The sequence below is a fragment of the Microbacterium sp. Ld4 genome, assembly GCF_045066555.1.
Classification (GTDB): Bacteria; Actinomycetota; Actinomycetes; order Actinomycetales; family Microbacteriaceae; genus Microbacterium.
In genome coordinates, this window is record NZ_JBISHE010000013.1 from 495,950 (window position 1) to 516,628 (window position 20,679).

18 protein-coding genes and 1 pseudogene are annotated in these 20,679 nt (G+C 72.3%); 12 read left to right on the top strand and 7 right to left on the bottom strand.

Annotated features, from left to right (window positions below):
* Nucleotides 1-127: 127 nt before the first annotated feature.
* From ACJJV7_RS13045 to ACJJV7_RS13075, 7 genes are all read left to right on the top strand, one after another.
* A complete protein-coding gene (locus ACJJV7_RS13045) occupies nucleotides 128-1,330 on the top strand; it encodes a Gfo/Idh/MocA family protein (protein WP_405374929.1) in 1,203 nt (400 codons plus the stop codon).
* Nucleotides 1,331-1,333: 3 nt separating this feature from the next.
* Nucleotides 1,334-2,536, top strand: a complete 1,203-nt coding sequence (locus tag ACJJV7_RS13050; RefSeq protein WP_405374080.1) for a dihydrodipicolinate synthase family protein — start codon at nucleotides 1,334-1,336, stop codon at nucleotides 2,534-2,536.
* Nucleotides 2,533-3,411, top strand: a complete 879-nt coding sequence (locus ACJJV7_RS13055) for a sugar phosphate isomerase/epimerase family protein (RefSeq protein ID WP_405374079.1) — start codon at nucleotides 2,533-2,535, stop codon at nucleotides 3,409-3,411. Before ACJJV7_RS13050 ends, ACJJV7_RS13055 begins: the two co-directional genes overlap by 4 nt.
* A gap of 30 nt (nucleotides 3,412-3,441) precedes the next feature.
* On the top strand, nucleotides 3,442-4,488 hold the full coding sequence (locus tag ACJJV7_RS13060; RefSeq protein WP_405374078.1) for a LacI family DNA-binding transcriptional regulator: 1,047 nt from the start codon (nucleotides 3,442-3,444) through the stop codon (nucleotides 4,486-4,488).
* Nucleotides 4,485-5,600 carry a glycerate kinase gene (locus ACJJV7_RS13065; RefSeq protein WP_405374076.1) on the top strand — a complete coding sequence of 372 codons (1,116 nt, stop codon included), beginning with the start codon at nucleotides 4,485-4,487 and terminating at the stop codon, nucleotides 5,598-5,600. Before ACJJV7_RS13060 ends, ACJJV7_RS13065 begins: the two co-directional genes overlap by 4 nt.
* Before the next feature lie 153 nt (nucleotides 5,601-5,753).
* Nucleotides 5,754-6,164, top strand: coding sequence for a DUF4383 domain-containing protein (locus ACJJV7_RS13070; RefSeq protein WP_405374075.1), 411 nt, complete (start codon nucleotides 5,754-5,756; stop codon nucleotides 6,162-6,164).
* On the top strand, nucleotides 6,164-6,709 hold the full coding sequence (locus tag ACJJV7_RS13075) for a hypothetical protein (protein WP_405374073.1): 546 nt from the start codon (nucleotides 6,164-6,166) through the stop codon (nucleotides 6,707-6,709). Before ACJJV7_RS13070 ends, ACJJV7_RS13075 begins: the two co-directional genes overlap by 1 nt.
* A 60-nt stretch (nucleotides 6,710-6,769) precedes the next feature.
* Here the strand turns inward: ACJJV7_RS13075 and araA are convergent, their stop codons facing one another.
* The 4 genes from araA to ACJJV7_RS13095 form a co-directional block, all read right to left on the bottom strand.
* Complete coding sequence (araA, locus tag ACJJV7_RS13080; RefSeq protein ID WP_405374072.1) at nucleotides 6,770-8,272, bottom strand: L-arabinose isomerase; 1,503 nt, start codon at nucleotides 8,270-8,272, stop codon at nucleotides 6,770-6,772.
* Entirely contained in the window at nucleotides 8,269-9,957 is a 1,689-nt protein-coding gene (locus ACJJV7_RS13085) for a xylulokinase (RefSeq protein ID WP_405374070.1), read from the bottom strand. Before ACJJV7_RS13085 ends, araA begins: the two co-directional genes overlap by 4 nt.
* Nucleotides 9,954-10,673: an L-ribulose-5-phosphate 4-epimerase gene (locus ACJJV7_RS13090; protein ID WP_405374069.1), complete on the bottom strand. Its 720-nt coding sequence runs from the start codon at nucleotides 10,671-10,673 to the stop codon at nucleotides 9,954-9,956. The genes ACJJV7_RS13085 and ACJJV7_RS13090 overlap by 4 nt, the downstream gene beginning before the upstream one ends.
* 66 nt (nucleotides 10,674-10,739) lie before the next feature.
* Nucleotides 10,740-11,735, bottom strand: coding sequence for a LacI family DNA-binding transcriptional regulator (locus ACJJV7_RS13095; RefSeq protein ID WP_405374067.1), 996 nt, complete (start codon nucleotides 11,733-11,735; stop codon nucleotides 10,740-10,742).
* 187 nt (nucleotides 11,736-11,922) lie between these two features.
* On the opposite strand from ACJJV7_RS13095, the gene ACJJV7_RS13100 reads away from it, so the two are divergent.
* From ACJJV7_RS13100 to ACJJV7_RS13110, 3 genes are read left to right on the top strand one after another with little or no spacing between them, the layout of a single operon-like run.
* Nucleotides 11,923-13,707 carry a lipase family protein gene (locus ACJJV7_RS13100; RefSeq protein WP_405374065.1) on the top strand — a complete coding sequence of 595 codons (1,785 nt, stop codon included), beginning with the start codon at nucleotides 11,923-11,925 and terminating at the stop codon, nucleotides 13,705-13,707.
* Nucleotides 13,708-13,747: 40 nt separating this feature from the next.
* Entirely contained in the window at nucleotides 13,748-15,730 is a 1,983-nt protein-coding gene (locus ACJJV7_RS13105) for a M13 family metallopeptidase (RefSeq protein ID WP_405374063.1), read from the top strand.
* Nucleotides 15,727-16,254: a 2'-5' RNA ligase family protein gene (locus tag ACJJV7_RS13110; protein ID WP_405374061.1), complete on the top strand. Its 528-nt coding sequence runs from the start codon at nucleotides 15,727-15,729 to the stop codon at nucleotides 16,252-16,254. The genes ACJJV7_RS13105 and ACJJV7_RS13110 overlap by 4 nt, the downstream gene beginning before the upstream one ends.
* 54 nt (nucleotides 16,255-16,308) lie before the next feature.
* On the opposite strand, the gene purU is transcribed toward ACJJV7_RS13110, so the two are convergent.
* Nucleotides 16,309-17,181 carry a formyltetrahydrofolate deformylase gene (purU, locus tag ACJJV7_RS13115; protein WP_405374059.1) on the bottom strand — a complete coding sequence of 291 codons (873 nt, stop codon included), beginning with the start codon at nucleotides 17,179-17,181 and terminating at the stop codon, nucleotides 16,309-16,311.
* Between the two features lie 191 nt (nucleotides 17,182-17,372).
* Here purU and ACJJV7_RS13120 point away from each other — a divergent pair, with 191 nt between their 5' ends.
* On the top strand, nucleotides 17,373-17,720 hold the full coding sequence (locus ACJJV7_RS13120; protein WP_405374058.1) for a carboxymuconolactone decarboxylase family protein: 348 nt from the start codon (nucleotides 17,373-17,375) through the stop codon (nucleotides 17,718-17,720).
* A gap of 38 nt (nucleotides 17,721-17,758) precedes the next feature.
* On the opposite strand, the gene ACJJV7_RS13125 is transcribed toward ACJJV7_RS13120, so the two are convergent.
* The gene (locus tag ACJJV7_RS13125) at nucleotides 17,759-18,619 is read right to left on the bottom strand and encodes a sulfurtransferase (RefSeq protein ID WP_405374056.1); all 861 of its coding nucleotides are present in this window, start codon (nucleotides 18,617-18,619) and stop codon (nucleotides 17,759-17,761) included.
* 146 nt (nucleotides 18,620-18,765) lie between these two features.
* On the opposite strand from ACJJV7_RS13125, the gene ACJJV7_RS13130 reads away from it, so the two are divergent.
* Nucleotides 18,766-19,473 carry a GNAT family N-acetyltransferase gene (locus ACJJV7_RS13130; protein ID WP_405374054.1) on the top strand — a complete coding sequence of 236 codons (708 nt, stop codon included), beginning with the start codon at nucleotides 18,766-18,768 and terminating at the stop codon, nucleotides 19,471-19,473.
* 22 nt (nucleotides 19,474-19,495) lie between these two features.
* Here ACJJV7_RS13130 and ACJJV7_RS13135 read toward each other — a convergent pair.
* Nucleotides 19,496-20,677, bottom strand: a pseudogene (locus ACJJV7_RS13135) (cobalamin-independent methionine synthase II family protein).
* Nucleotides 20,678-20,679 lie beyond the last annotated feature (2 nt).

The window sequence follows — 20,679 nt, forward strand, 5'->3', positions numbered from 1 at the left end:
GGTCGCGCGATCCGCTTGCGGAAAGCGTATTCCGATGCCACACTGAATGAACTGGAAAGCGCTTACCCGCGGTGGACCGCAGGCCGGGCGTGCTGAGAACGAAGGAATCACCGTGTCAGAGACGACCATGTCCGCACCCGCTCCGACCGAGTCGGCCGCGCCCGCCCCGCACACCCCTCGCGTCCGCGAGATCGGTGTCATCATGAACGGCGTCTCGGGCCGCATGGGGTACCGCCAGCACCTCGTCCGCTCGATCCTCGCGATTCGCGAGCAGGGCGGCATCGAGCTGCCCGACGGGTCGAAGGTCACCGTCAAGCCGCTCCTCGTCGGCCGCAGCGAGGCGAAGCTCGCCGAGCTCGCCGCCCGCCACGGCATCGAGGACTACACGACCGATCTCGACTCGGCCCTCGCCGATCCCCGCTGGGAGATCTACGCAGACTTCCTGGTCACGAAGGCGCGCGCCACTGCGCTCCGCAAGGCCATCGCCGCCGGCAAGACCATCTACACCGAGAAGCCCACCGCAGAGTCGGTCGACGAGGCGCTCGAGCTCGCGAAGCTCGCTGCCGAGGCCGGTGTGAAGACGGGCGTCGTGCACGACAAGCTCTACCTCCCGGGCCTCCAGAAGCTCAAGCGTCTGATCGACTCCGGCTTCTTCGGCCGGATCCTCTCCGTCCGCGGCGAGTTCGGGTACTGGGTGTTCGAGGGTGACTGGCAGCCCGCGCAGCGCCCCAGCTGGAACTACCGCGCCGAAGACGGCGGCGGCATCATCGTCGACATGTTCCCGCACTGGAACTACGTGCTCGAGAACTTGTTCGGCGAGGTCAAGTCGGTCTACGCGCAGGCCGCCGTGCACATCGCCGACCGCTGGGACGAGAACGGCGAGCACTACACCGCCACCGCCGAAGACGCCGCCTACGGTGTGTTCGAGCTCGAGGGCGACATCGTCGCGCAGATCAACTCGTCGTGGACCGTGCGCGTCAACCGCGACGAGCTCGTCGAGTTCCACGTCGACGGCACGCACGGCTCCGCCGTCGTCGGGCTGTTCGGCGCGAAGATCCAGCCGCGCAACGCGACCCCCAAGCCGGTCTGGAACCCCGACCTCGAAGACGACCACGACTACGACGCCGACTGGCAGTCGGTGCCGACCAACGACGTCTTCCTCAACGGCTTCCGCCAGCAGTGGGAGGAGTTCCTCGTCTCGGTCGTCGAGGGAACCCCCTACGAGTTCGACCTCCTCGCCGGTGCGCGCGGTGTCCAGCTCGCCGAGGCCGGCCTGCAGTCGAGCCGCGAGGGCCGCAAGGTCGCGCTGCCCGCCCTCTCGCTGGACTGAGCCATGACGACCCTCACGCTCCTCGCGGGCGACGGTGCGCTCCGGCGCGCCCCGCTCGTCGACACCTCGGGCTTCGCGCGGCCGGACGGTCCGCTCCGCAGCCGCGTGGCCTATGCCGCAGCGCACGTCGTGCCGCACACGCACGCCGACAACACGCCGGGCCGGCCCGCCGACATCGACTGGGACGCCACCCTCGCCTTCCGTCGCAACGTGTACTCATGGGGCCTCGGTGTCGCCGACGCGATGGACACGGCGCAGCGCAACATGGGCCTCGACGCCGCCGCGGTGCGCGAACTCATCTCGCGCTCGGCGCAGGTCGCCCGCGAAGAGGGCGGCAGCGTCGTGGTCGGCGTCAACACCGACCACATCGCCGACGAGCGGATCACGCTCGACCAGGTGATCGACGCGTACACCGAGCAGCTCCACTTCACCGAGGAGCAGGGGGCTGGGCCCGTGCTCATGGCCTCCCGTCACCTCGCACGCGCGGCCGAGAACGCCGACGACTACCGCCGGGTCTACCGCGCGGTGCTGTCGCAGGCGACGACCCCCGTCGTCCTCCACTGGCTCGGCACCGCGTTCGACCCGCAGCTGGCGGGGTACTTCGGCGCAGACGACTGGCAGACGGCATCCGCTGTGCTGCTCGAGATCATCGCCGAGAACGTCGACCACGTCGCCGGCGTGAAGATGAGCCTGCTCGACGCCGCCTCGGAGGTGTTCGTCCGCGAGCGTCTGCCCGAGTCGGTGCGCATGTTCACGGGTGACGACTTCAACTACGTCGGTCTCATCGGCGGGGCCGACGTGCCGGATGCGCCGCAGCCCGCGCGCGACCCGTCGTCGCCCCGTCAGCACTCCGACGCACTGCTCGGCGCGTTCGCCGCGCTGACGCCGGTGGCATCGGCCGCGATCCAGGCGCTCGACGCCGGCGACCCGGCCCGCTACCTCGAGGTGCTCGCGCCGACCGAGGAGCTCTCGCGGCAGGTGTTCGCGGCGCCGACCTTCTATTACAAGACGGGTGTCGCCTTCCTCGCCTGGCTCAACGGGCATCAGAGCGCGTTCCAGATGGTCGGCGGTCTCCACTCCGCGCGCAGCCTGCCGCACTTGTCCCGCATCGTCGAGCTCGCCAACGAGGCGAAGGCGTTCGAGCGTCCCGAACTCGCGGCGGAGCGCTGGCACGGGATGCTGCGACTGAACGGACTGGACGCATGAGCGCCGTCGACCCGAGGCTCTCGATCAACCAGGGCACGATCAAGCACGCCGACCTCGCCACCGCCCTCCGGGTGACGGCCGAGGCCGGGATCGGCTCGATCGGCCTGTGGCGCGAGCCCGTGCAGGAGGTGGGCCTGGCCACCGCGGCATCGATGCTCGCCGACTCGGGCCTGCGCTTCTCGACCCACTGCCGCTCCGGCTTCTTCACGATGCCCGAGGGCTCCGCCCGCCGCGCCTCGATCGACGACAACCTCGTCGCGATCGAGGAGGCTGCGACCCTCGCCGCGGCAGGCGCCGAGGGCTCGGCCGCCGTGCTCGTCCTCGTCGCGGGCGGTCTGCCGCTGGGCGCCGACGGCCAGGTCTCGCGTGACCTCGTCGGCGCGCGCGAGCGCGTGCGCGACGCGATCGGCGAGCTGGCACCGCACGCCGCGGCCGCCGGGGTCACCCTGGCGATCGAGCCGCTGCATCCGATGTACGCGAGCGACCGGTGCGTCGTCTCGACCCTCGGACAGGCCCTCGACATCGCGGCCGACTTCGATCCCTCGGTCGTCGGCGCGACCGTCGACACGTTCCACATCTTCTGGGATCCCGACGTGTACGAGTCGATCGAGCGCGCGGGCCGCGAGGGACGCATCGCGTCGTACCAGGTGTGCGACTGGAAGACCCCTCTTCCGGCCGATGTGCTGCTCGGACGCCATTTCCCGGGCGCCGGCGTCATCGACCTCGCGGGTCTCACGCGGGCCGTCGTCGACACCGGGTACACCGGCGACGTCGAGGTCGAGATCTTCAACGCGGACGTCTGGGCACTCGACCCGGCCGACGCCGTGCGTCAGACGGCCGCGGCCTTCGCGGCATCCGTCTCGCCCTCCCTCTGAGCCGCCACGGGGCGCCCTAGAATCACGAACATGACAGACCAGATCCCGCTCCGCCGTGCCGTCACGCCGGGCGCCGTCACCCTCGACGACGTCGCGCGCGAGGCCGGGGTCTCGCTCGCGACCGCGTCGCGCGCGCTCAACGGGTCGACTCGCAAGGTCGCCGACTCGTACCGGCAGCGGGTCGAAGCCGCCGCGAACCGCCTCGGGTACACGGCGAACCTGTCGGCTCAGGCGACGGCGCGCGGGACGTCCGCGATCTTGGCCCTGCTCGTGGCCGACATCGCCGACCCCTACTTCGGCCTCATCGCCTCGGGGGTCGCCCGCGGCGCCGACGAAGCGGGCCTCGTCGTCACGGTCGCCATCACCGAGCGCGACCCCGCCCGCGAGGTCCGGCTCGTCCGCGCCCTTCGCGGCCAGCGCCCGCGGGGCCTCATCCTCGCGGCCTCCCGCAACGCCGCCGACTCCGACGTCGAGCTCGCCCGCGAGCTCGAGCAGCTCGCCGCGACCGGCGGGCGGGTCGTCTCGCTCGGCGCGGGCGTCGCTGGAGCGCGCTCCGTCACGATCGACAACCGCTCGGGCGCCGATCAGCTCGCCCGCGCGCTCGTGGGCCGCGGCTATCGCACGGCCGTCGTCCTCGCGGCCGCCGAGGGCACCGTCACGAGCGACTCCCGCGTCGCCGGGTTCACCGAGGGCTTCGTGGCCGCCGGCGGAGCCGAACCCCGCGTCTACCGGGGCGGCTTCACGCGCGAGGCCGGGCAGGCGGCGATGGCGGCGGCGCTGGCCGACGGCGTCGAGCCCGGCACCGTCGTCTTCGGCGTCAGCGACGTCGTGGCGATCGGGGCGCTCTCCGCGCTCCGGGATGCCGGGCGCACCCCGGGTGACGACGTCGCCGTGGCGGGATTCGACGACATCCCCACCGGCCGCGACGTGACGCCCGCCCTCACGACGGTGCGCATCCCGCTCGAAGACGTGGGCCTCGAGGCGTTCCGCGCTGCGACCCAGCCCGAGTGGGAACCCGACAAGGCCGCCCTGCGCCTCGAGGTGCTGCTGCGCGAGAGCACGCCCCCGCGCGCATGACGGTCGTCGTCGCCCTCGACAGCTTCAAAGGCTCGATCGCCGCTGCCGCCGCCGCGCAGGCGGTGGCGGACGGGTGGCGCGAGAGCGATCCGGATGCGGCGATCGTGCTCCGTCCCATGGCCGATGGCGGCGAGGGCACGCTGGCCGCGTTCGCCGCCGCCGTGCCGGGAGCCGCTCCGCACGGCATCCGGGTGCGCGGACCGCGCGGCGCCGAGGTCGATGCCCAGTGGCTGCTGCTGCCCGGCGGAACGGGCGTCGTGGAGCTCGCCTCGACGAGCGGTATCGAGCTGCTCGGCGACGACAGGCTGCCGTGGGATGCCGACACCACCGGCTTCGGCGAGGCGATCGCCGCCGCCCTCGATGCCGGCGTGCACCGCCTCGTCCTGGGCATCGGGTCATCCGCGTCCACCGACGGCGGGCTCGGCATGCTGCGAGCCCTCGGCGGGCACTTCCGCGACGCCGACGGCACCGACACCTGCCGGGGAGCGCGCGGCCTGGCCGCCGTCGCCGCCGCCGACCTGTCGGGGCTTCGGCCCCTGCCGCCCGGCGGCGTGCTGGTCTTGAGCGACGTGACCAATCCGCTGACGGGCCCTCAGGGCGCCGCCGCCGTGTTCGGCCCGCAGAAGGGGCTCACGGGGGCCGACATCGCCGCCGTCGACGCGGCGCTGCACCGGTGGGCCGCCCTCGCGCCGAGCTCGTCGCCCGGCGGCCCCGTCGACTCCGCCCTGCCCGGGGCCGGAGCGGCGGGTGGCACCGGATTCGCGCTCGCCCTGTGGGGAGCGTCGCTGCGCCCGGGAGCGGGCGAGGTGGCAGAGCTCATCGGTCTGCGCGAGGCGGTCGCCGCGGCATCCGTCGTCGTGACGGGCGAGGGGTCGTTCGACGGCCAGTCCGCTGCCGGAAAGGTGCCGGCCTTCGTGCAGGGCGTGGCCCGCGAGGCGGGCGTGCCCAGCGTGCTGGTGGCGGGGCGCATCGCCCCTGACGCGGACGCCTCCGGGTTCGCCGACGCCGTGTCGCTCACCGATCTCGCGGGGAGCGCGGCGGCGTCGATGGCCGCTCCGGCGCAGTGGCTGCGCGAGGCCGGGCGCCGGCTGGGCGCCGCTTCGCGCGCATAGCATCCGCTCCGAGAGGGGATCAACCCCGGAGCGCCCACTGCTCGTTGCGCCTAACGTCGAGCCAATCCGTTTCGCGCGTCATAACGAACACATAGCAAGCACCACTGCAGCACACATCGCGGCATCCGTCGCATATCCGGAGGGACAACCCGCATGAGCAAGTCACCCAACCGTCTCGTCGCCACCGTCTTCGGCGTCGTCTACATCCTCGTCGGACTCCTGGGCTTCACGGTCACCGCAGGCGTCGACTTCATCGCCACCGATGGCGAACTGCTCCTCGGCATCTTCGAGGTCAACCCGCTCCACAACGTCGCGCACCTCCTCATCGGTGCCGCCCTGCTGATCGGCGGGCTCTCGAACGTCCGCGCGGCCAAGGGCGTCAACATCGTCGTCGGCGCGGCGTACCTGCTCCTCGGCATCGTCGGCTTCTTCATCGCCGACACGGCCGCCAACGTGCTCGCCCTGAACACGAACGACCACTTCCTCCACCTCGCCAGCGCGCTCGTGCTGCTGGGCGTCGGAATCGCCGCTGACAAGCACGTCTCGCCGCGGGAAGCCGTCTGATGGCGTCGCCGGCACTGATCCGCTCCTGGCCGACCCTCGCCGCATGGGGCGGCGGGCTCCTCCAGATCGGAATCGGTGCCGGCGCCATCACCCAGGGCGCCGATGCCGCAATGCGCGGCGTCGGCGTCCTGCTCGTCGCCCTCGGGGCGGCGAGCCTCGCCTGGGGAGTCGTCGCGCTCCTCCGGTCCCGCGTCGCCGCCCCGCGGCTCGGGATGGCGATCGCCCTCGGCAGCATCGTCACCGCGGCCGCGGCGCTCATCCTCGACCCGATCCGCATCAGCGCATTCGCCGTCGGGGTCGCCGTCCTCCTGTCGATCGTCTTCGGCGTCGCGTCGGCGGCGACGGTGCGGCGCATCTCCCGTGCGACGCCCGAGGGCGCCCGGGCGCTCCGTCAGGCGCGACCGGCCGGCATCGGCGGTCTCATCGTCGGCTGCGTCATCGTCGCGGGCCTCGTGACCCCCGCCCTCGGGGCGACCACCGTCGGACAGTCGGCGCCGAGCCACTCCGACCACGAACTCATCCTGCCGGGTCACAACGGGCATTGACCCACGGATGCACGAACGCCCCGCCACCTCCAGGTGACGGGGCGTTCCTGTGCGTGCGGGTCAGAGGCCCTGCGCCAGGCGGTAGTACGCCTGGTTCCAGCGGAGCTCCTTCTGGAAGCCGCGCACCGTGGTGTCTTCGTCGATGACGAGCAGCTCGGTGCCGGCGATGTCGGCGAAGTCGCGGAACACCTCGATGCCCACGGCCGTCGTCATGACGGTGTGGTGCGCGGCGCCCGCGGCGAGCCAGCACGCGGCCGAGGTCGCGAAGTCGGGCGCGGGCTTCCACACGGCGCGACCGACCGGCAGCTTCGGCAGATCGGGGGCGTCGACGTTCTCGACGACGTTCGCCACGAGACGGAAGCGGTCGCGCATGTCGCTCATCGCGACGACGACGGCCGGGCCGGCGTCGGCGGTGAAGACGAGCCGCACCGGGTCGGCCTTGCCGCCGATTCCGAGCTCGTGGACTTCGAGGCGCGGCTTCTCGGTCGTCAGCGACGGCGAGACCTCGAGCATGTGCGCGCCGAGGATCCGCTCGTCACCCGGCACCAGGTCGTAGGTGTAGTCCTCCATGAGGCTCGCCCCGCCGGGGAGCCCGGAGCCCATCACGTTCGCGACGCGCACAAGGATGGCGGTCTTCCAGTCGCCCTCGGCGCCGAAGCCGTAGCCCTCGGCCATGAGGCGCTGGACGGCGAGACCCGGCAGCTGCGTGAGCGCGCCGAGGTCCTCGAACGAGGTGGTGAAGGCGCCGAAGCCGCCGGCCTCGAGGAACGAGCGCAGCCCGATCTCGATCGCCGCGCCGTCGCGGAGCGACTGGTGCCGCTCGGCACCGGGCAGCAGCTCGGGCGCCACGTCGTACGAAGCGATGTACTCCTCGACGAGGGCGTCGATCTGCGCGTCGGTCGCCTGGGCTACGGCATCCGCGAGCTCGTTCACACCCCAGGTGTTGACCTGCACGCCGAACTGCAGCTCCGCCTCGGTCTTGTCGCCCTCCGTGACGGCGACGTAGCGCATGTTGTCGCCGAAGCGGGCGAGCTTGAGGGTGCGGGCGGCCTGCCAGCCGGCGGCGGCGCGCTGCCAGTCGTCGATCTGCTGCACGACGACCGGGTGCGACACGTGGCCGACGACCGTCTTGCGCGGCACGCCCAGACGCGTCTGGATGTACCCGAACTCGCGGTCGCCGTGGGCGGCCTGGTTCAGGTTCATGAAGTCGAAGTCGATGTCGTTCCAGGGCAGCTCGACGTTCGCCTGCGTGTGCAGGTGCAGGAGCGGCTTGCGGAGCGCGTCGAGGCCCGAGATCCACATCTTGGCGGGGCTGAACGTGTGCATCCACGCGATGATGCCGATCACCGAGTCGTCGGCGTTCGCCTCGAGCGCCAGGCGGCGGATCGAGTCGGCATCCTTCAGGACGGGCTTCCACTCGACCTTCACGGGCAGGCCCGCGAGGCCGGCGACGACCGCCTGGGACTGCTCGGCGACCTGGCGGAGCGTCTCCTCGCCGTACAGGTTCTGGCTGCCGGTGACGAACCAGACGGTGTACTGCTCGAGGCTGGTGGAGAGGGTCATGCTGTTCCTTCGTTCGTTGAGCGGATGCCGCGGGTGCCGAGCGCGGTCACGGCGGCGACCTCGACGGCGAGGCCGTCGCGGTAGCGGATGAGGTAGTCGGCGAAGCCGGCGACGTCGGTCGGGTCGGGGTCGACGGTGACGGACGCCGCCCCCGCGAACACCCGGGTCGTGAGGTAGCCGGCGAGGCCTTCGCCCGGCGCGTTGTGCGGGTGCGCGTCGTCGTCACCCGCCGGTTCTGTCTGCCGAGCGTGCGCCGCGAAGGCGGCGAGCACGGCCATGCCCCAGGCGCCGCCCTCGGCGGCGGTGTCGCCGACGGTGACGGGCACGTCGAGCGCGCCGGCGAGGAAGCGCTGCGCGACCCCGGCCGTGCGGAAGATGCCGCCGTGAGCGAAGAGCTCGTCGAGCGCGACGCCCTCCTCGGCGAGGGTCTGCATGCCGAGGGCGAGGGTCGCGAAGACGCCGTAGACGTGCGCGCGCATCGTGTTGGCGAGGGTGAACGACGCGTCGGGGGTGCGCACGAACAGCGGCCGGCCCTCATCGAGCCCTGCGATCGGCTCGCCCGCCAGATGGTTGTAGGCGAGGAGGCCGCCGGCATCGGGCGCTCCGACGAGCGCCTCGCGGAGGAGGACCTCGAAGACGGCATCCGTGCTCAGGGGAGATCCGGATGCCGCGCTGAACGCGCTGAACAGCGACGCCCACGCGGCGAGCTCGCTGGCGCCGTTGTTGCAGTGCACCATGGCGACGGCGTCGCCGGCCGGGGTCGTGACGAGGTCGATCTCGGTGTGCACGCGCTCCAGGGGGCGCTCGAGCACGACCATCGCGAAGATGCTCGTGCCGGCGCTCACGTTGCCGGTGCGCGGGGCGACGGCGTTCGTCGCCACCATGCCGGTACCCGCGTCGCCCTCGGGCGGTGCGGCGACCGCGCCCGGGCGCAGGGTGCCGGTGGGGTCGAGGAGGGCGGCGCCGGCTGCGGTCAGGCGTCCGGCATCCGCTCCCGCGGGGAGCACGGCGGGCAGCAGTTCGGTGAGGCTGCGACCGCCGAGTGCGGCGCCCGCGTGAGCGTCGTAGGCGGCCACCCGGGCCGCGTCGTACCCGCCGTCGACTCCGATGGGGAACATGCCGGAGGCGTCGCCGACGCCGAGCACGAACTCGCCGGTGAGGCTCTGATGCACCCACCCCGCGAGGGTGTTCACCGAGGCGAGCGCGGCGAGGTGCGCTTCGTCGTCGAGGATCGCCTGGTGCAGGTGGGCGATCGACCAGCGGAGGGGGATGTTGACGCCGAGGAGCTCGGTGAGCTCGGCCGCCGCCGCTCCGGTGGAGGTGTTGCGCCAGGTCCGGAACGGCACCAGCAGCTCGCCGCTGTCGTCGAAGGCGAGGTAGCCGTGCATCATCGCCGAGACGCCGATGGCGGAGAGGCCGGTGAGGTCGGCCTCGTGACGACGCCGGACGTCGGCCACGAGATCGGCGTACGCCGCCTGCAGGCCCGACCAGACGGCATCCGCCGGGTAGGTCCACACACCGTCGACCAGCTCGTTCTGCCACTCGTGGCTGCCGACCGCCAGCACCGTCGAGGGGTCGGCGCTGTCGACGAGGCAGGCCTTGATGCGGGTCGAGCCGAGCTCGATGCCGAGAGCCCCGCGGCCGCCGGCGATGGCGGCGGCGTGGACGGATGCCGCGGCGCTCACCGGCGGGCGTCCGTGCTCTGGCCGTACACGTTCTGATACCGGTTGTAGAGCGCGTCGATCTTGTCCTGGGGGATCGGGATCAGGTCGCCGCCCTGGCGGGCGAAGTGCACCGTCCGGGCGGCGTCCTCGCACATGACGGCCGCCTTGACGGCATCCTTCGCGCTGACGCCGATCGTGAACGGGCCGTGGTTCTGCATGAGCACGGCGCGTGACCGGTGTCCGCTGAGCGTCTCGACGATGCCCCGGCCGATCGAGTCGTCGCCGATGATGGCGAACGGTCCGATCGGGATCGGTCCGCCGAACTCGTCGGCCATGCCCGTGATCACGCAGGGGATCTCCTCGCCGCGGGCAGCCCACGCGACGGCGTAGGGGGAGTGCGTGTGCACGACCCCGCCGACGTGCGGCATGTTGCGGTAGACGTAGGCGTGCGCGGCCGTGTCGCTCGAGGGCGAGCGCTCGCTGCCGGGGGAGCCCTCGACGACGGCGCCGTCGAGCGTGCAGAGGATCATGTTCTCGGGGGCCAGGTCGTCGTACGAGACGCCCGACGGCTTGATCACGAAGAGGTCGGCGCCGGGCACGCGGCCCGAGACGTTGCCGCCCGTCCAGATGACGAGGCCGTAGCGGACGAGTTCGTTGTGAAGGGCGGCGACGTCGGCGCGCACGAGGTCGATCGCTCGCTGCACCTCGGGGCTGATCGCCTCTTTGGGATCGGTCATGAGGTAGATGTTACCGATAACATCCGGCTCGCGCCAGAGCAGCGAGCGGGGAGTTCGTCCCCGGGCTCAGGAGCGGGGCGGCGCCGTCGAATCGCGGACGATCAGGGTCGGCGCCGCGGGAGGGGCAACCGAGCCCGAGAGCCCGAGCACCTCGACGATGACCCGTCTCGCCTCGCCGGCGGTGTCGATGCGGACGGTTGTGAGGGCGGGGGCGTAGAACGCCGCCTCGGGGTTGTCGTCGAACCCCGTGACGCTGACGTCGGCCGGCACGTGGAGCCCTTCGCGGCGGAGCCCCGCGATCAGCCCGAGCGCCATCTGGTCGTTCGCGACCGCGATCGCAGTCGGCCCGTCGGGCGCGCGCACCGCCGCAGCGATCTCGGCGCCGAGGGCGGCGGCGGTGGCCGAGGTCCAGTCGCCGCGCCACACCCGACCCGCCGCCAGGCCCGCGTCTTCGAGCGCCGACGCCGCGCCGTCGTCGCGCGCGTTCGCCTCGAGCCAGTCGGCCGGCCCCGCGACCCGCGCGATGCGCCGGTGGCCGAGCGAGACGAGGTGCGCGACCGCGAGACCCGCCGCCTGTCGCTGGCGCTCCGCGCCCGGCCCGGTGTGGAGCGCGCCCGCCGGGGTGTCGCCGGCGGCCTCCCGCAGCGCGGCGAGCGTCGCGGTGTGCGGGGCGACGACGATCAGGGCGTCGACCCCCTGGGCCAGCAGGCGCGAGGCGGCGTCTGCGACGGCCGCCGGGTCTGCGGCATCCGAGTACGCCGTCGCGATCCAGCGGTCGGCTTCCCGCGCGGCGGCGTCGAGCGCCGCGATGCCCGCCGACGGTCCATGGAGCGTCGCATCGGATGCCACGACGCCGACCGTCCGCGTCGTGGCAGTGCCGAGCGAGCGCGCCGCGTTGTTCACGCGGTAGCCCAGCTCGGCCATGGCCGCCTCGACGCGGGCGCGGGTCGCGGGGCGCAGCTGCGGGCTGTCGTTGATGACGCGCGAGACGGTCTGCGTCGAGACCCCGGCGCGCGCCGCGACATCGCGCACGCTCGCGCGCGTCGTTCCGGCCCGTCCCATGGCGCTCACCCTATCGGCCTCGCGGAGAGCAGCGACCGCCGCCCATACTCGCCGCCCGATGTCCACCGATCCGACGAAATCCCGCCGAGTCGGTACCGTTGAGGGCTCGGGGTGGTGCCCGCTCGTCCGCTTCCGACGGCCGACCCCGCAGACGTCGCCCCACCGTCCACCGCGTCCGAGGAGAACGATGCGACTGCTCAAGCGCCTCGCTGTGGCGCGGCTGCACGCGCGGCTCCCCGAGTGGATGCGGGTCGTCATCGCCCTGGCGGCGGTCGTCCTGGGCGTCGTCATCGTCATCCGGCCCACGACCGCCCTCGACGTGCTCGCCTGGCTCATCGGCGGCGGCATGGTGCTCACCGGCGTCCTCGAGCTGACCGGCCGAGAGGGGGAGGGGCCGCGGCCCCGGTGGCGCACGCTCACGGGCGCCGCGTGGGTGGTCGCGGGCGTGTTCGTGCTGCTCGCACCCGGCCTCACCGTGCGCCTTCTCGCCGGCCTCGTCGGCATCCTGCTCCTCGTCGGCGGCATCCTGGGTCTCATCGCCGTCTTCGCGCGCGGCCGCACGATCGACGCCCGGATCGCGGACGCCGCATTCGGGTCGTCGGGGATCATCTTCGGCGCTCTCGCGCTGTTCTGGCCCGACATCACGCTGCTCGTCGTCGCCGTGGTCTTCGGCGCCCGCCTCATCATGAGCGGCGTCGTCGACCTGTGGACGAGGATCCGCCGGCGGGAGGAGACCCGCACCGCCGAGCAGACCGCCACTCCCCGCCGACGCTGGGGACGAACCGTGATCGCCCTGGTCTCGCTGGGCCTCGCCGTCACGACGGCGCTCGTGACCACGCCGCTCCGCGACGGATCGACGGTCGTCGACGCCTTCTACGCGGCGCCCCGCGACATGCCCGACGAGCCGGGACGCCTCATCCGGGCCGAGCGGTACACGAACGGCATCCCCGGCACGGCGAACGGCTGGCGCATCCTCTACACGACGACGGGCGTCGACGGCGAGGTGCGGGTCGCGAGCGGCATCGTCGCGGTTCCCGTCAACGGCGACGGCCAGTGGCCGGTGATCGACTGGAACCACGGCACGACCGGCTTCTCGGAGCACTGCGCGCCGTCGCTCCAGCCCCGCGGCATGTGGTCGGGCGCGCTCTACGTCCTGCCCGCCCTCATCGCCGAGGGATGGGCCGTCGTCGCGACCGACTACATCGGCCTCGGCACCGAGGGACCGCATCCGTACCTCGTCGGAGAGCCGAGCGCGACCGCCTCTCTCGACGCCGTGCGCGCGGCCCGGGAGCTGACCGACGCCGACATCGGCACCCGCACCGTGATCTGGGGCCACTCGCAGGGGGGCGCCGCCGCGCTGTGGGCCGGTGCTCGGGCCCGGGACTACGCGCCCGAGGTGTGGGTGCAGGGGGTCGCCGCCCTCGCGCCGGCCAGCGATCCGGCCGCCCTCGTGCAGAACATCTCGTCTGTGACGGGGGGCAGCATCTTCGCGTCGTACGCGTTCGCCGCCTACTCCGAGATCTACGACATCGCCTACACCGACTACGTGCGTCCGGGGGCGCAGACGACGCTCCGTCAGATGTCGGAGCGGTGCCTCAGCGACCCGTCGATCGTGGTGTCGGTCGCGGCGGCGCTCGGCATGAGCGGTGATCCGCGGCTGTTCTCGACGTCGCCGGCATCGGGAGAGCTGGGCCGGCTGCTCCGCGAGAACGCGGCGCCCCTCACGCAGACCGCGCCCCTGCTGCTCGCGCAGGGAGGCGCCGACAGCGTCATCTCGGTCGCCACGCAGACCGCTTTCGTCGACCGGATGTGCGCGGCCGGCCAGGACGTCGACTTCCGCATCTACGACGGCTACGAGCACGCCGGCGTCGTCGAGCGGCCGTCGCCGCTCCTCGAGGAGCTCATCGACTGGACGCGCGACCGGTTCGCCGGAGTGCCCGTGGCCGAGGGATGCAGCACCGCGCGGCAGTGACTCGGCCGCCCCGGTGGAGGCGACGCATATCCTGAGACGCATGACCGAGCACACCCTCCCCTCCGGCATCGATCTCTCCGGCCTCAGCGACGAGGTCCGTCCTCAGGACGACCTGTTCCGCTACGTCAACGGCGCATGGCTCGATCGCACCGAGATCCCCGACGACAAGGCGCGGTGGGGCTCGTTCCACCTCATCGCCGAGCAGGCGGAGAAAGACGTCCACGTCATCGTCGAGGAATCCCAGTCGGCGGAGCCCGGCACCGAAACCCGCAAGATCGGCGACCTCTACACGAGCTTCATGGACACCGACGCGATCGAGGCGAAGGGCGCCGACGCGATCGCGCCGCAGCTCGCGCTGGTCGACGCCATCACCGACATCCCCGGCTTCCTCCGCACCGTCGGCGCGCTCGAGCGCGAAGGCGTCGGGGGCGTGTTCGGCACCTTCGTCGAGCCCGACCCCGGCACCCCGACGCGCTATGTCATGTTCCTGGTGCAGGGCGGCCTCTCCCTTCCCGACGAGAGCTACTACCGGCTCGAGAACTTCGCGAAGACCCGCACCGCCTTCCGCGGCTACGCGTCGACGCTGCTGTCCCTCGCCGGCATCGAGGGCGCCGATGACCAGGCCGAGCGCGTGCTCGCGCTCGAGACCGAGCTCGCCGGACACCACTGGGACAACGTCCGCAGCCGCGACGCCGTCGCCACCTACAACCTGATGTCGTGGGACGACACGGTCGCCCTGGTCGGGGTCGACCTCGAGCCGTGGCGGGAGGCGATCATCCCCGGTCGTCCCGAGGCGCTCGCCGAGATCGACGTCAACCAGCCCAGCTTCCTTGAAGGCCTCGGCTCGCTGCTCGTCGAGGCTCGCCTCGACGACTGGAAGGCGTGGCTCCGGATGCACATCGTGCGCGCCGCCGCCCCGTTCCTGTCGGAGGCGTTCGTCGACGCGAACTTCGCCTTCTACGGCACCGAGCTCACCGGCGTGCCGGTGAATCGCGAGCGCTGGAAGCGCGGCGTCGGCCTCGTCGAGGCCGCCCTCGGCGAAGCGGTGGGCAAGGTGTACGTCGAGCGGCACTTCCCGCCGCAGGCGAAGACCGACATGGACGCCCTCGTCGCGAACCTGATCGAGGCGTACCGTCAGTCGATCTCCGAGCTCGAGTGGATGACGCCGGCGACCCGCGAGCGTGCTCTCGAGAAGCTCGACAGCTTCACGCCCAAGGTCGGCTACCCGACCGTGTGGAAGGACTACGCCGACCTCGAGATCGACGCCGCCGACCTCATCGGCAACGTGCGCCGCTCCAACGCGTGGCAGCACGACCGCCAGGTCGCCAAGCTCGGCGCCCCCATCGACCGCGACGAGTGGTTCATGACCCCGCAGACGGTCAACGCGTACTACAACCCGCTCATGAACGAGATCGTCTTCCCCGCCGCGATCCTGCAGTTCCCGTTCTTCGACCTGGAGCGCGACCCCGCCGCCAACTACGGCGGCATCGGCGCGGTGATCGGTCACGAGATCGGCCACGGCTTCGACGACCAGGGGAGCGCGTTCGACGGCACCGGCGCGCTCAACGACTGGTGGACCGACGACGACCGGGCCGCGTTCACCGAGCGCACCGGCGCCCTCATCGAGCAGTACAACGCGCTCGTTCCGCAGGGCCTGTCGGCCGATCACACGGTCAACGGGGCGCTCACGATCGGTGAGAACATCGGCGACCTGGGCGGTCTCGGCATCGCGATCAAGGCGTACCGCCTGCACCTCGCGGCGACCGGTGCGACCGATGCCGACGGCCCCGAGATCGACGGGCTCACCGGCATCCAGCGCCTGCTGCTGAGCTGGGGTCAGATCTGGCAGCAGAAGGGGCGGGATGCCGAGACGATCCGTCTGCTGACGATCGACCCGCACTCGCCGAACGAGTTCCGCTGCAACCAGATCGTCCGAAACCTCGACGAGTTCTACGCGGCCTTCGACGTCACCGAGTCGGACGCCCTGTGGCTCGACGAGGACAAGCGCGTCACGATCTGGTGAGCGCCGTGCGCGGGGCGCCGGTCGTCAGCATCGAGCTCGTGTTCGATGCCGACACCGAGCGCGCCGTGCGCACGGAGTGGCAGGCGCTGGCCGGCGCCGGACTTTCGAGCCTCGGCAGCCACACCTCGCCGAGCAACCGGCCGCACGTGACCCTGCTGGTGCGGGAGGCCGTAGCCCTCGAGCTGGACCGCCGGGAGGCCTTCGCCGTCTCGCTGGGAGCGCCGCTCCTGTTCGGCGCCGGCGACCGGCGGGTGCTCGCGAGATCGGTGGTGCCGTCGGCGGCGCTCCTGGCGCTCCACGCCGACGTCCACGCCGCCGCGGGCGCGGGCGACGATGCGCCGCACACGATGCCCGGGGCCTGGACCCCGCACGTCACGCTCGCCCGCCGGCTGAAGGTCACCGACCTGGAGCGCGCGCTGCCGCTGCTGGGCGAGGGCGTCACCGGCACGGCGCGGGGCCTGCGCCGGTGGGATGCCGCCTCGGCCACCGTCACCGACCTCGGCGACTTCGGCCTTTTCGCATAGCGGCCGGGCGCCCGCCGGCATCCGCTCTGATGAGGCCGCGACGCCGGCCGCCCGTCAGAAGACGATCGTGTGGTTGCCGTGCCGGATGATGCGATCCTCGGCGTGCCAGCGGACCGCGCGGGAGAGCACCTGGCGCTCGACGTCGGCGCCCCGCCGCGCCAGCTCCTCGGAGGTGTCGGCGTGGGTTACCCGGATCGTGTCCTGCTCGATGATCGGACCCTCGTCGAGGTCGCCCGTGACGTAGTGGCTGGTCGCGCCGATGAGCTTCACGCCGCGCTCCTTCGCCTTGCGGTACGGCTCGGCGCCGATGAACGCGGGCAGGAACGAGTGGTGGATGTTGATGACGGGCACGGCGAGCGCGTCGAGGAACTCGGGCGAGAGGATCTGCATGTACCGGGCCAGCACCACGAGGTCGACGTTGCCCTGCAGGAGCTCGAGGATCTTGGCTTCGGATGCCGACTTGTCGGGGCCGGGCACCGACGGCACATGGAAGAACGGCACCCCGAACGAGCGGACGTCTTCGGCCGAGGTCGTGTGGTTCGAGATCACCATCGAGATCTGCACGGGCAGCTCGCCGCGGCGGCTGCGCCACAGCAGGTCGAGCAGGCAGTGGTCCTGCTTCGACGAGAGGATCGCCATCCGCTTCGGCACCGACTGGTCGGTCAGCGACCACTCCAGCTCGAAGGGGGCGAGCGTCTGCTCGATCTCGGCCTCGATCTGCGGGCGGGATGCCGCGAAGTCGGGTCGGTGGAACACGACGCGCTGGAAGTACGCCCCGCCCCGCGGGTCGTCGGAGTACTGATCGAACGCGACGATGTTGCCGCCGATGCGCGTGATCATCGCCGAGACCGCGGCGATGATGCCGGGGCTGTCCTTGCCGTGCACGATGAGGCAGGCGTGGGCGGGGTGGAGCGGCGCGGACGTCATCCCTCGATTCTGCCCTGAACGAGCGGATGCCTCGCTCACCGCCTCGCCCCGGGTCGGCCGCGCCGCAAAAGACCGCGCAGGCGCTGTGTCGTCGCGTGACGCCGACCGCTCAGCAGGCAGCCGGGGCGACCTATCGTCGAACGGACCGCCGGCGGCGACCGCCTGGCATCCGATCACCACCGAGGAGCACCGTGAGCGACTTCTTCGACCGCACCGGCGACGCGGCCTACACCCGCGTCTACAAAGAGCACACCCCCGACATCCTCAAGACCTGGGCCGAATTCAACGGCGCCGTCTTCGCCGAGGAGGGGAGGGAGATCCCCCTGAAGTTCCGCGAGCTCATCGCGGTGGCCGTCGGCATCACTACCCAGTGCGTCTACTGCATCGACGGGCACACGCAGGCCGCGCTCCGCGCGGGCGCGACCGAGGCGGAGCTGGCCGAGACGGCGTGGGTCGCGAGCGCGATCCGCGCGGGTGGGGGCTTCACGCACGGCCGGCTCGCGTTCAAGTTCGCCGAGAACCCGCCGCACGCCCACTGACGCGAGGGCGCGGCCGTCGCGCGGCGCCCCGGGCAGGATCACGCCGAGTGCGTCACATCCCACGGGTGCGACCCCGTGGCGACCGGGCTGCCGCTCGTGCGCGCCCACTGACTCCACGAGCCGGGGTAGACGAGCGCCTCGACGCCGGCGACCTCGTAGGCGAGCGCCGAGTGCGCCGATGCGATCGCCGAGCCGCAGTACAGCGCCACCGGAGTGCCCGGACGGATGCCGTGCGCGCCGAGCGTCGCGCCGATCTCGGCGGCTGCACGCAGCCGCCCGTCGGGGCGCATGTGCGAGACGGTGGGGATGTTGATCGCGCCGGGGATGTGTCCCGACACCGGGTCGAGCGCGGCGGCGCGGCCCCGGTACTGTTCGGGGCTCCGGACGTCGACGAGCACCCCGTGGCGCGGCAGTCGCCCGACCTCCGTCAGGGAGATGACCCCCGGATCGGTGTCGTCGATGTCGGCGTCGCCCGGCTCGACAGCGACGTCGCCGGTCTGCAGCGGCAGGCCCGCCGCGATCCAGGCGCGGAAGCCGCCGTCGAGGACGCGGATGTCGAGCCCGCGGCGGCGGAGCAGCCACCACGCGCGTGCGGCCGCCACGCCGTCGTTGTCGTCGTACGCGACGACGAGGTCGTCGCGGCTGATCCCCCACCGCCGCACCGCCTGGCGAAGGCCGTCGACAGGGGGGAGCGGATGCCGCCCCTCCTCCGGGTGACCGGGGTGGGCGAGCTCGCGCTCCAGATCGACGTACACGGCGCCCGGCAGGTGACCCGCGACGTAGGCGGGCCGCCCCTCGGGCTGATCGAGGCGCCAGCGGACGTCGAGGAGCCGGACGTTCCGCCCCGAGGCGCGCACGACGTCGATGTCGTCGGCGGCGATCAGCGGTGCGGGGGGCATACCCCGAGCCTCCCCTTCTCCGGCGCTGCCCGCCCCGGTGACGGAAACATGCCGAAACGCCCCTCGTAACCGGGCGCAACGAAGCGGCATCCGTCGCTCGGGCAGTCGCGGATGATGCCCGCGACTGGCGGGGGTAGCGTGGCGGCATGATCGACGAGCAGCGGGTCGGATACGAGATTCGCGAACTGCACTCCGTGGCCGAGGTCGAGGAGGCCAGTCGCGTGCTGGGGGCGGTGTGGGGGTCGCCCGACGGCGGCATGGCCCCGAACCTGCTCCGCGCCCTCGAGCACGCGGGCAACTACGTCGTGGGCGTCTTCGAGGGCGGGAGCATGATCGCGACCTCCGTCGCCTTCTTCGGGGCGCCCGCCGCGCGATCGATGCACTCCCATGTGACCGGCGTGCTCCCGGGGCACCAGGGCCGGGGCATCGGCCGTGCGCTCAAGGCGCACCAGCGCGAGTGGGCCTTCGCGCGCGACGTCGGCACGATCACCTGGACGTTCGACCCCCTGATCGCCCGCAATGCCCACTTCAACCTGACCGTCCTCGGCGCGCGGGTCACCGACTACCTGGTCGATCACTACGGCGACATGGCCGACGACATCAACGCCGGCGACGAGAGCGATCGCCTGCACGTGGCCTGGCGCCTCGCCGCCGCCGTGCCGACTCCCGAGCCGGGCGACGTGGTGTCGGTCGCAGAGATCCCTCGCGACATCGAAGCGCTGCGGGTCAGCGACCCCGCGGAGGCCGCCGGGTGGCGCCGCCGCGTGCGCGACGCGTTCCGCACCGAGCACGATCGCGGCCTCGTCGTCGGCGGGTTCCGATCAGGCGAGGGCTACCTGTTCGTCCGCCCCTGACGTCCCCGATCGCGCGGGCTCGTCAGCCGGCGCGCCGCGCCCCGTCGCCGAGAGCGCCGAGCTTGGCCCAGGCGATGTCGGGATGGATGCGGCCGCCGAGGCCGCAGTCGGTCGAGGCGATCACACGCTCGGGCCCGACGATGTCGGTGTAGCGACGGATGCGCTGTGCGACGAGGTCCGGATGCTCGACCACGTTGGTGGCGTGGCTGACGACTCCCGGCACGAGCACCAGATCGTCGGGCACGCGCGCGTCGTCCCACACCGCGAACTCGTGCTCGTGCCGGACGTTGCCCGCCTCGAAGGAGATCGACCCGACGCCGGCCTCGAGGATCACGGGGAGGATGTCCTTCAGCTCCACGTCGGTGGTGTGCGGCCCGTGCCAGGAGCCCCAACACAGGTGCAGACGCAGCTGCTCCTTCGGCAGCCCGGCGATCGCGTGGTTCAGCGCCTCGATGCGCAGACGCGTGAACGCCTGATAATCCGCGATCGACGGTTCCGGATCGATCTGGTCGAAGTTCTCGGCGAGGGACGGGTCGTCGAGCTGGAGGATGAGGCCGGCGTCGGTGATGGCGCGGTACTCCTCGCGGAGAGCGTCCGCCCACGCGAACAGGTGCTCCTCGGCGCTCCCGTAGTACTAGTTGCGCACGCGGGAGGCCGAGCCCGGCGCGATCGCGGTCAGGAACCCCTGCTCGCCGTCTCGGAGCGCCGCGGTGAGGTTGCGGATGTCGGATGCCACGGCATCCTGCCCGCGGTAGGTCAGCGGACCGGTGGTCGAGGGAAAGGCGGTCGCGCCCGAGCCGGTCTCGACGGCCTCGGCGTAGACGGCGGGGAACCGCTGCCGGTCGCGGCGACCGAGGAAGCTCGTGAGCCGCACGTCACCGGGGGAGGACTGCACGGCCGGCTCGTTGAAGGCGTTGACCTCCGTCAGGGAGAGCCCGGCGACCCGCTGGAACGAGTAGCCCCACCAGGCGCCGTAGTCGACCGCGCTCGACATCGCCTTGCCGAACTCGCCGTCACCGACGAGCGTGATGCCCGACTCCCGCTGGCGGGCGACGACATCGGCGACCGCCTGTCCGGTGAGCGCGTCGACCTCCGGCGTCGACGTCAGGGTGAAGCCGTCGTCGGCGAAGGCGCGGGCGCCGTTCGCCTCGATGAGGGCGTGGGTGCGGGGGAGGCTCCCCGAGGTGGTGGTCGCGATCGACATGA

Bases quoted from the DNA above. Each gene is read 5' to 3' on its own strand.
- ACJJV7_RS13075 (WP_405374073.1), top strand. From the start codon at position 6,164: ATGGCGTCGCCGGCACTGATCCGCTCCTGGCCGACCCTCGCCGCATGG.
- ACJJV7_RS13065 (WP_405374076.1), top strand. From the start codon at position 4,485: ATGACGGTCGTCGTCGCCCTCGACAGCTTCAAAGGCTCGATCGCCGCT.
- ACJJV7_RS13060 (WP_405374078.1), top strand. From the start codon at position 3,442: ATGACAGACCAGATCCCGCTCCGCCGTGCCGTCACGCCGGGCGCCGTC.
- ACJJV7_RS13090 (WP_405374069.1), bottom strand. From the start codon at position 10,673: ATGACCGATCCCAAAGAGGCGATCAGCCCCGAGGTGCAGCGAGCGATC.
- ACJJV7_RS13105 (WP_405374063.1), top strand. From the start codon at position 13,748: ATGACCGAGCACACCCTCCCCTCCGGCATCGATCTCTCCGGCCTCAGC.
- ACJJV7_RS13125 (WP_405374056.1), bottom strand. From the start codon at position 18,619: ATGCCCCCCGCACCGCTGATCGCCGCCGACGACATCGACGTCGTGCGC.
- ACJJV7_RS13050 (WP_405374080.1), top strand. From the start codon at position 1,334: ATGACGACCCTCACGCTCCTCGCGGGCGACGGTGCGCTCCGGCGCGCC.
- ACJJV7_RS13130 (WP_405374054.1), top strand. From the start codon at position 18,766: ATGATCGACGAGCAGCGGGTCGGATACGAGATTCGCGAACTGCACTCC.
- ACJJV7_RS13070 (WP_405374075.1), top strand. From the start codon at position 5,754: ATGAGCAAGTCACCCAACCGTCTCGTCGCCACCGTCTTCGGCGTCGTC.
- araA (WP_405374072.1), bottom strand. From the start codon at position 8,272: ATGACCCTCTCCACCAGCCTCGAGCAGTACACCGTCTGGTTCGTCACC.
- ACJJV7_RS13095 (WP_405374067.1), bottom strand. From the start codon at position 11,735: ATGGGACGGGCCGGAACGACGCGCGCGAGCGTGCGCGATGTCGCGGCG.
- ACJJV7_RS13045 (WP_405374929.1), top strand. From the start codon at position 128: ATGTCCGCACCCGCTCCGACCGAGTCGGCCGCGCCCGCCCCGCACACC.
- purU (WP_405374059.1), bottom strand. From the start codon at position 17,181: ATGACGTCCGCGCCGCTCCACCCCGCCCACGCCTGCCTCATCGTGCAC.
- ACJJV7_RS13100 (WP_405374065.1), top strand. From the start codon at position 11,923: ATGCGACTGCTCAAGCGCCTCGCTGTGGCGCGGCTGCACGCGCGGCTC.
- ACJJV7_RS13055 (WP_405374079.1), top strand. From the start codon at position 2,533: ATGAGCGCCGTCGACCCGAGGCTCTCGATCAACCAGGGCACGATCAAG.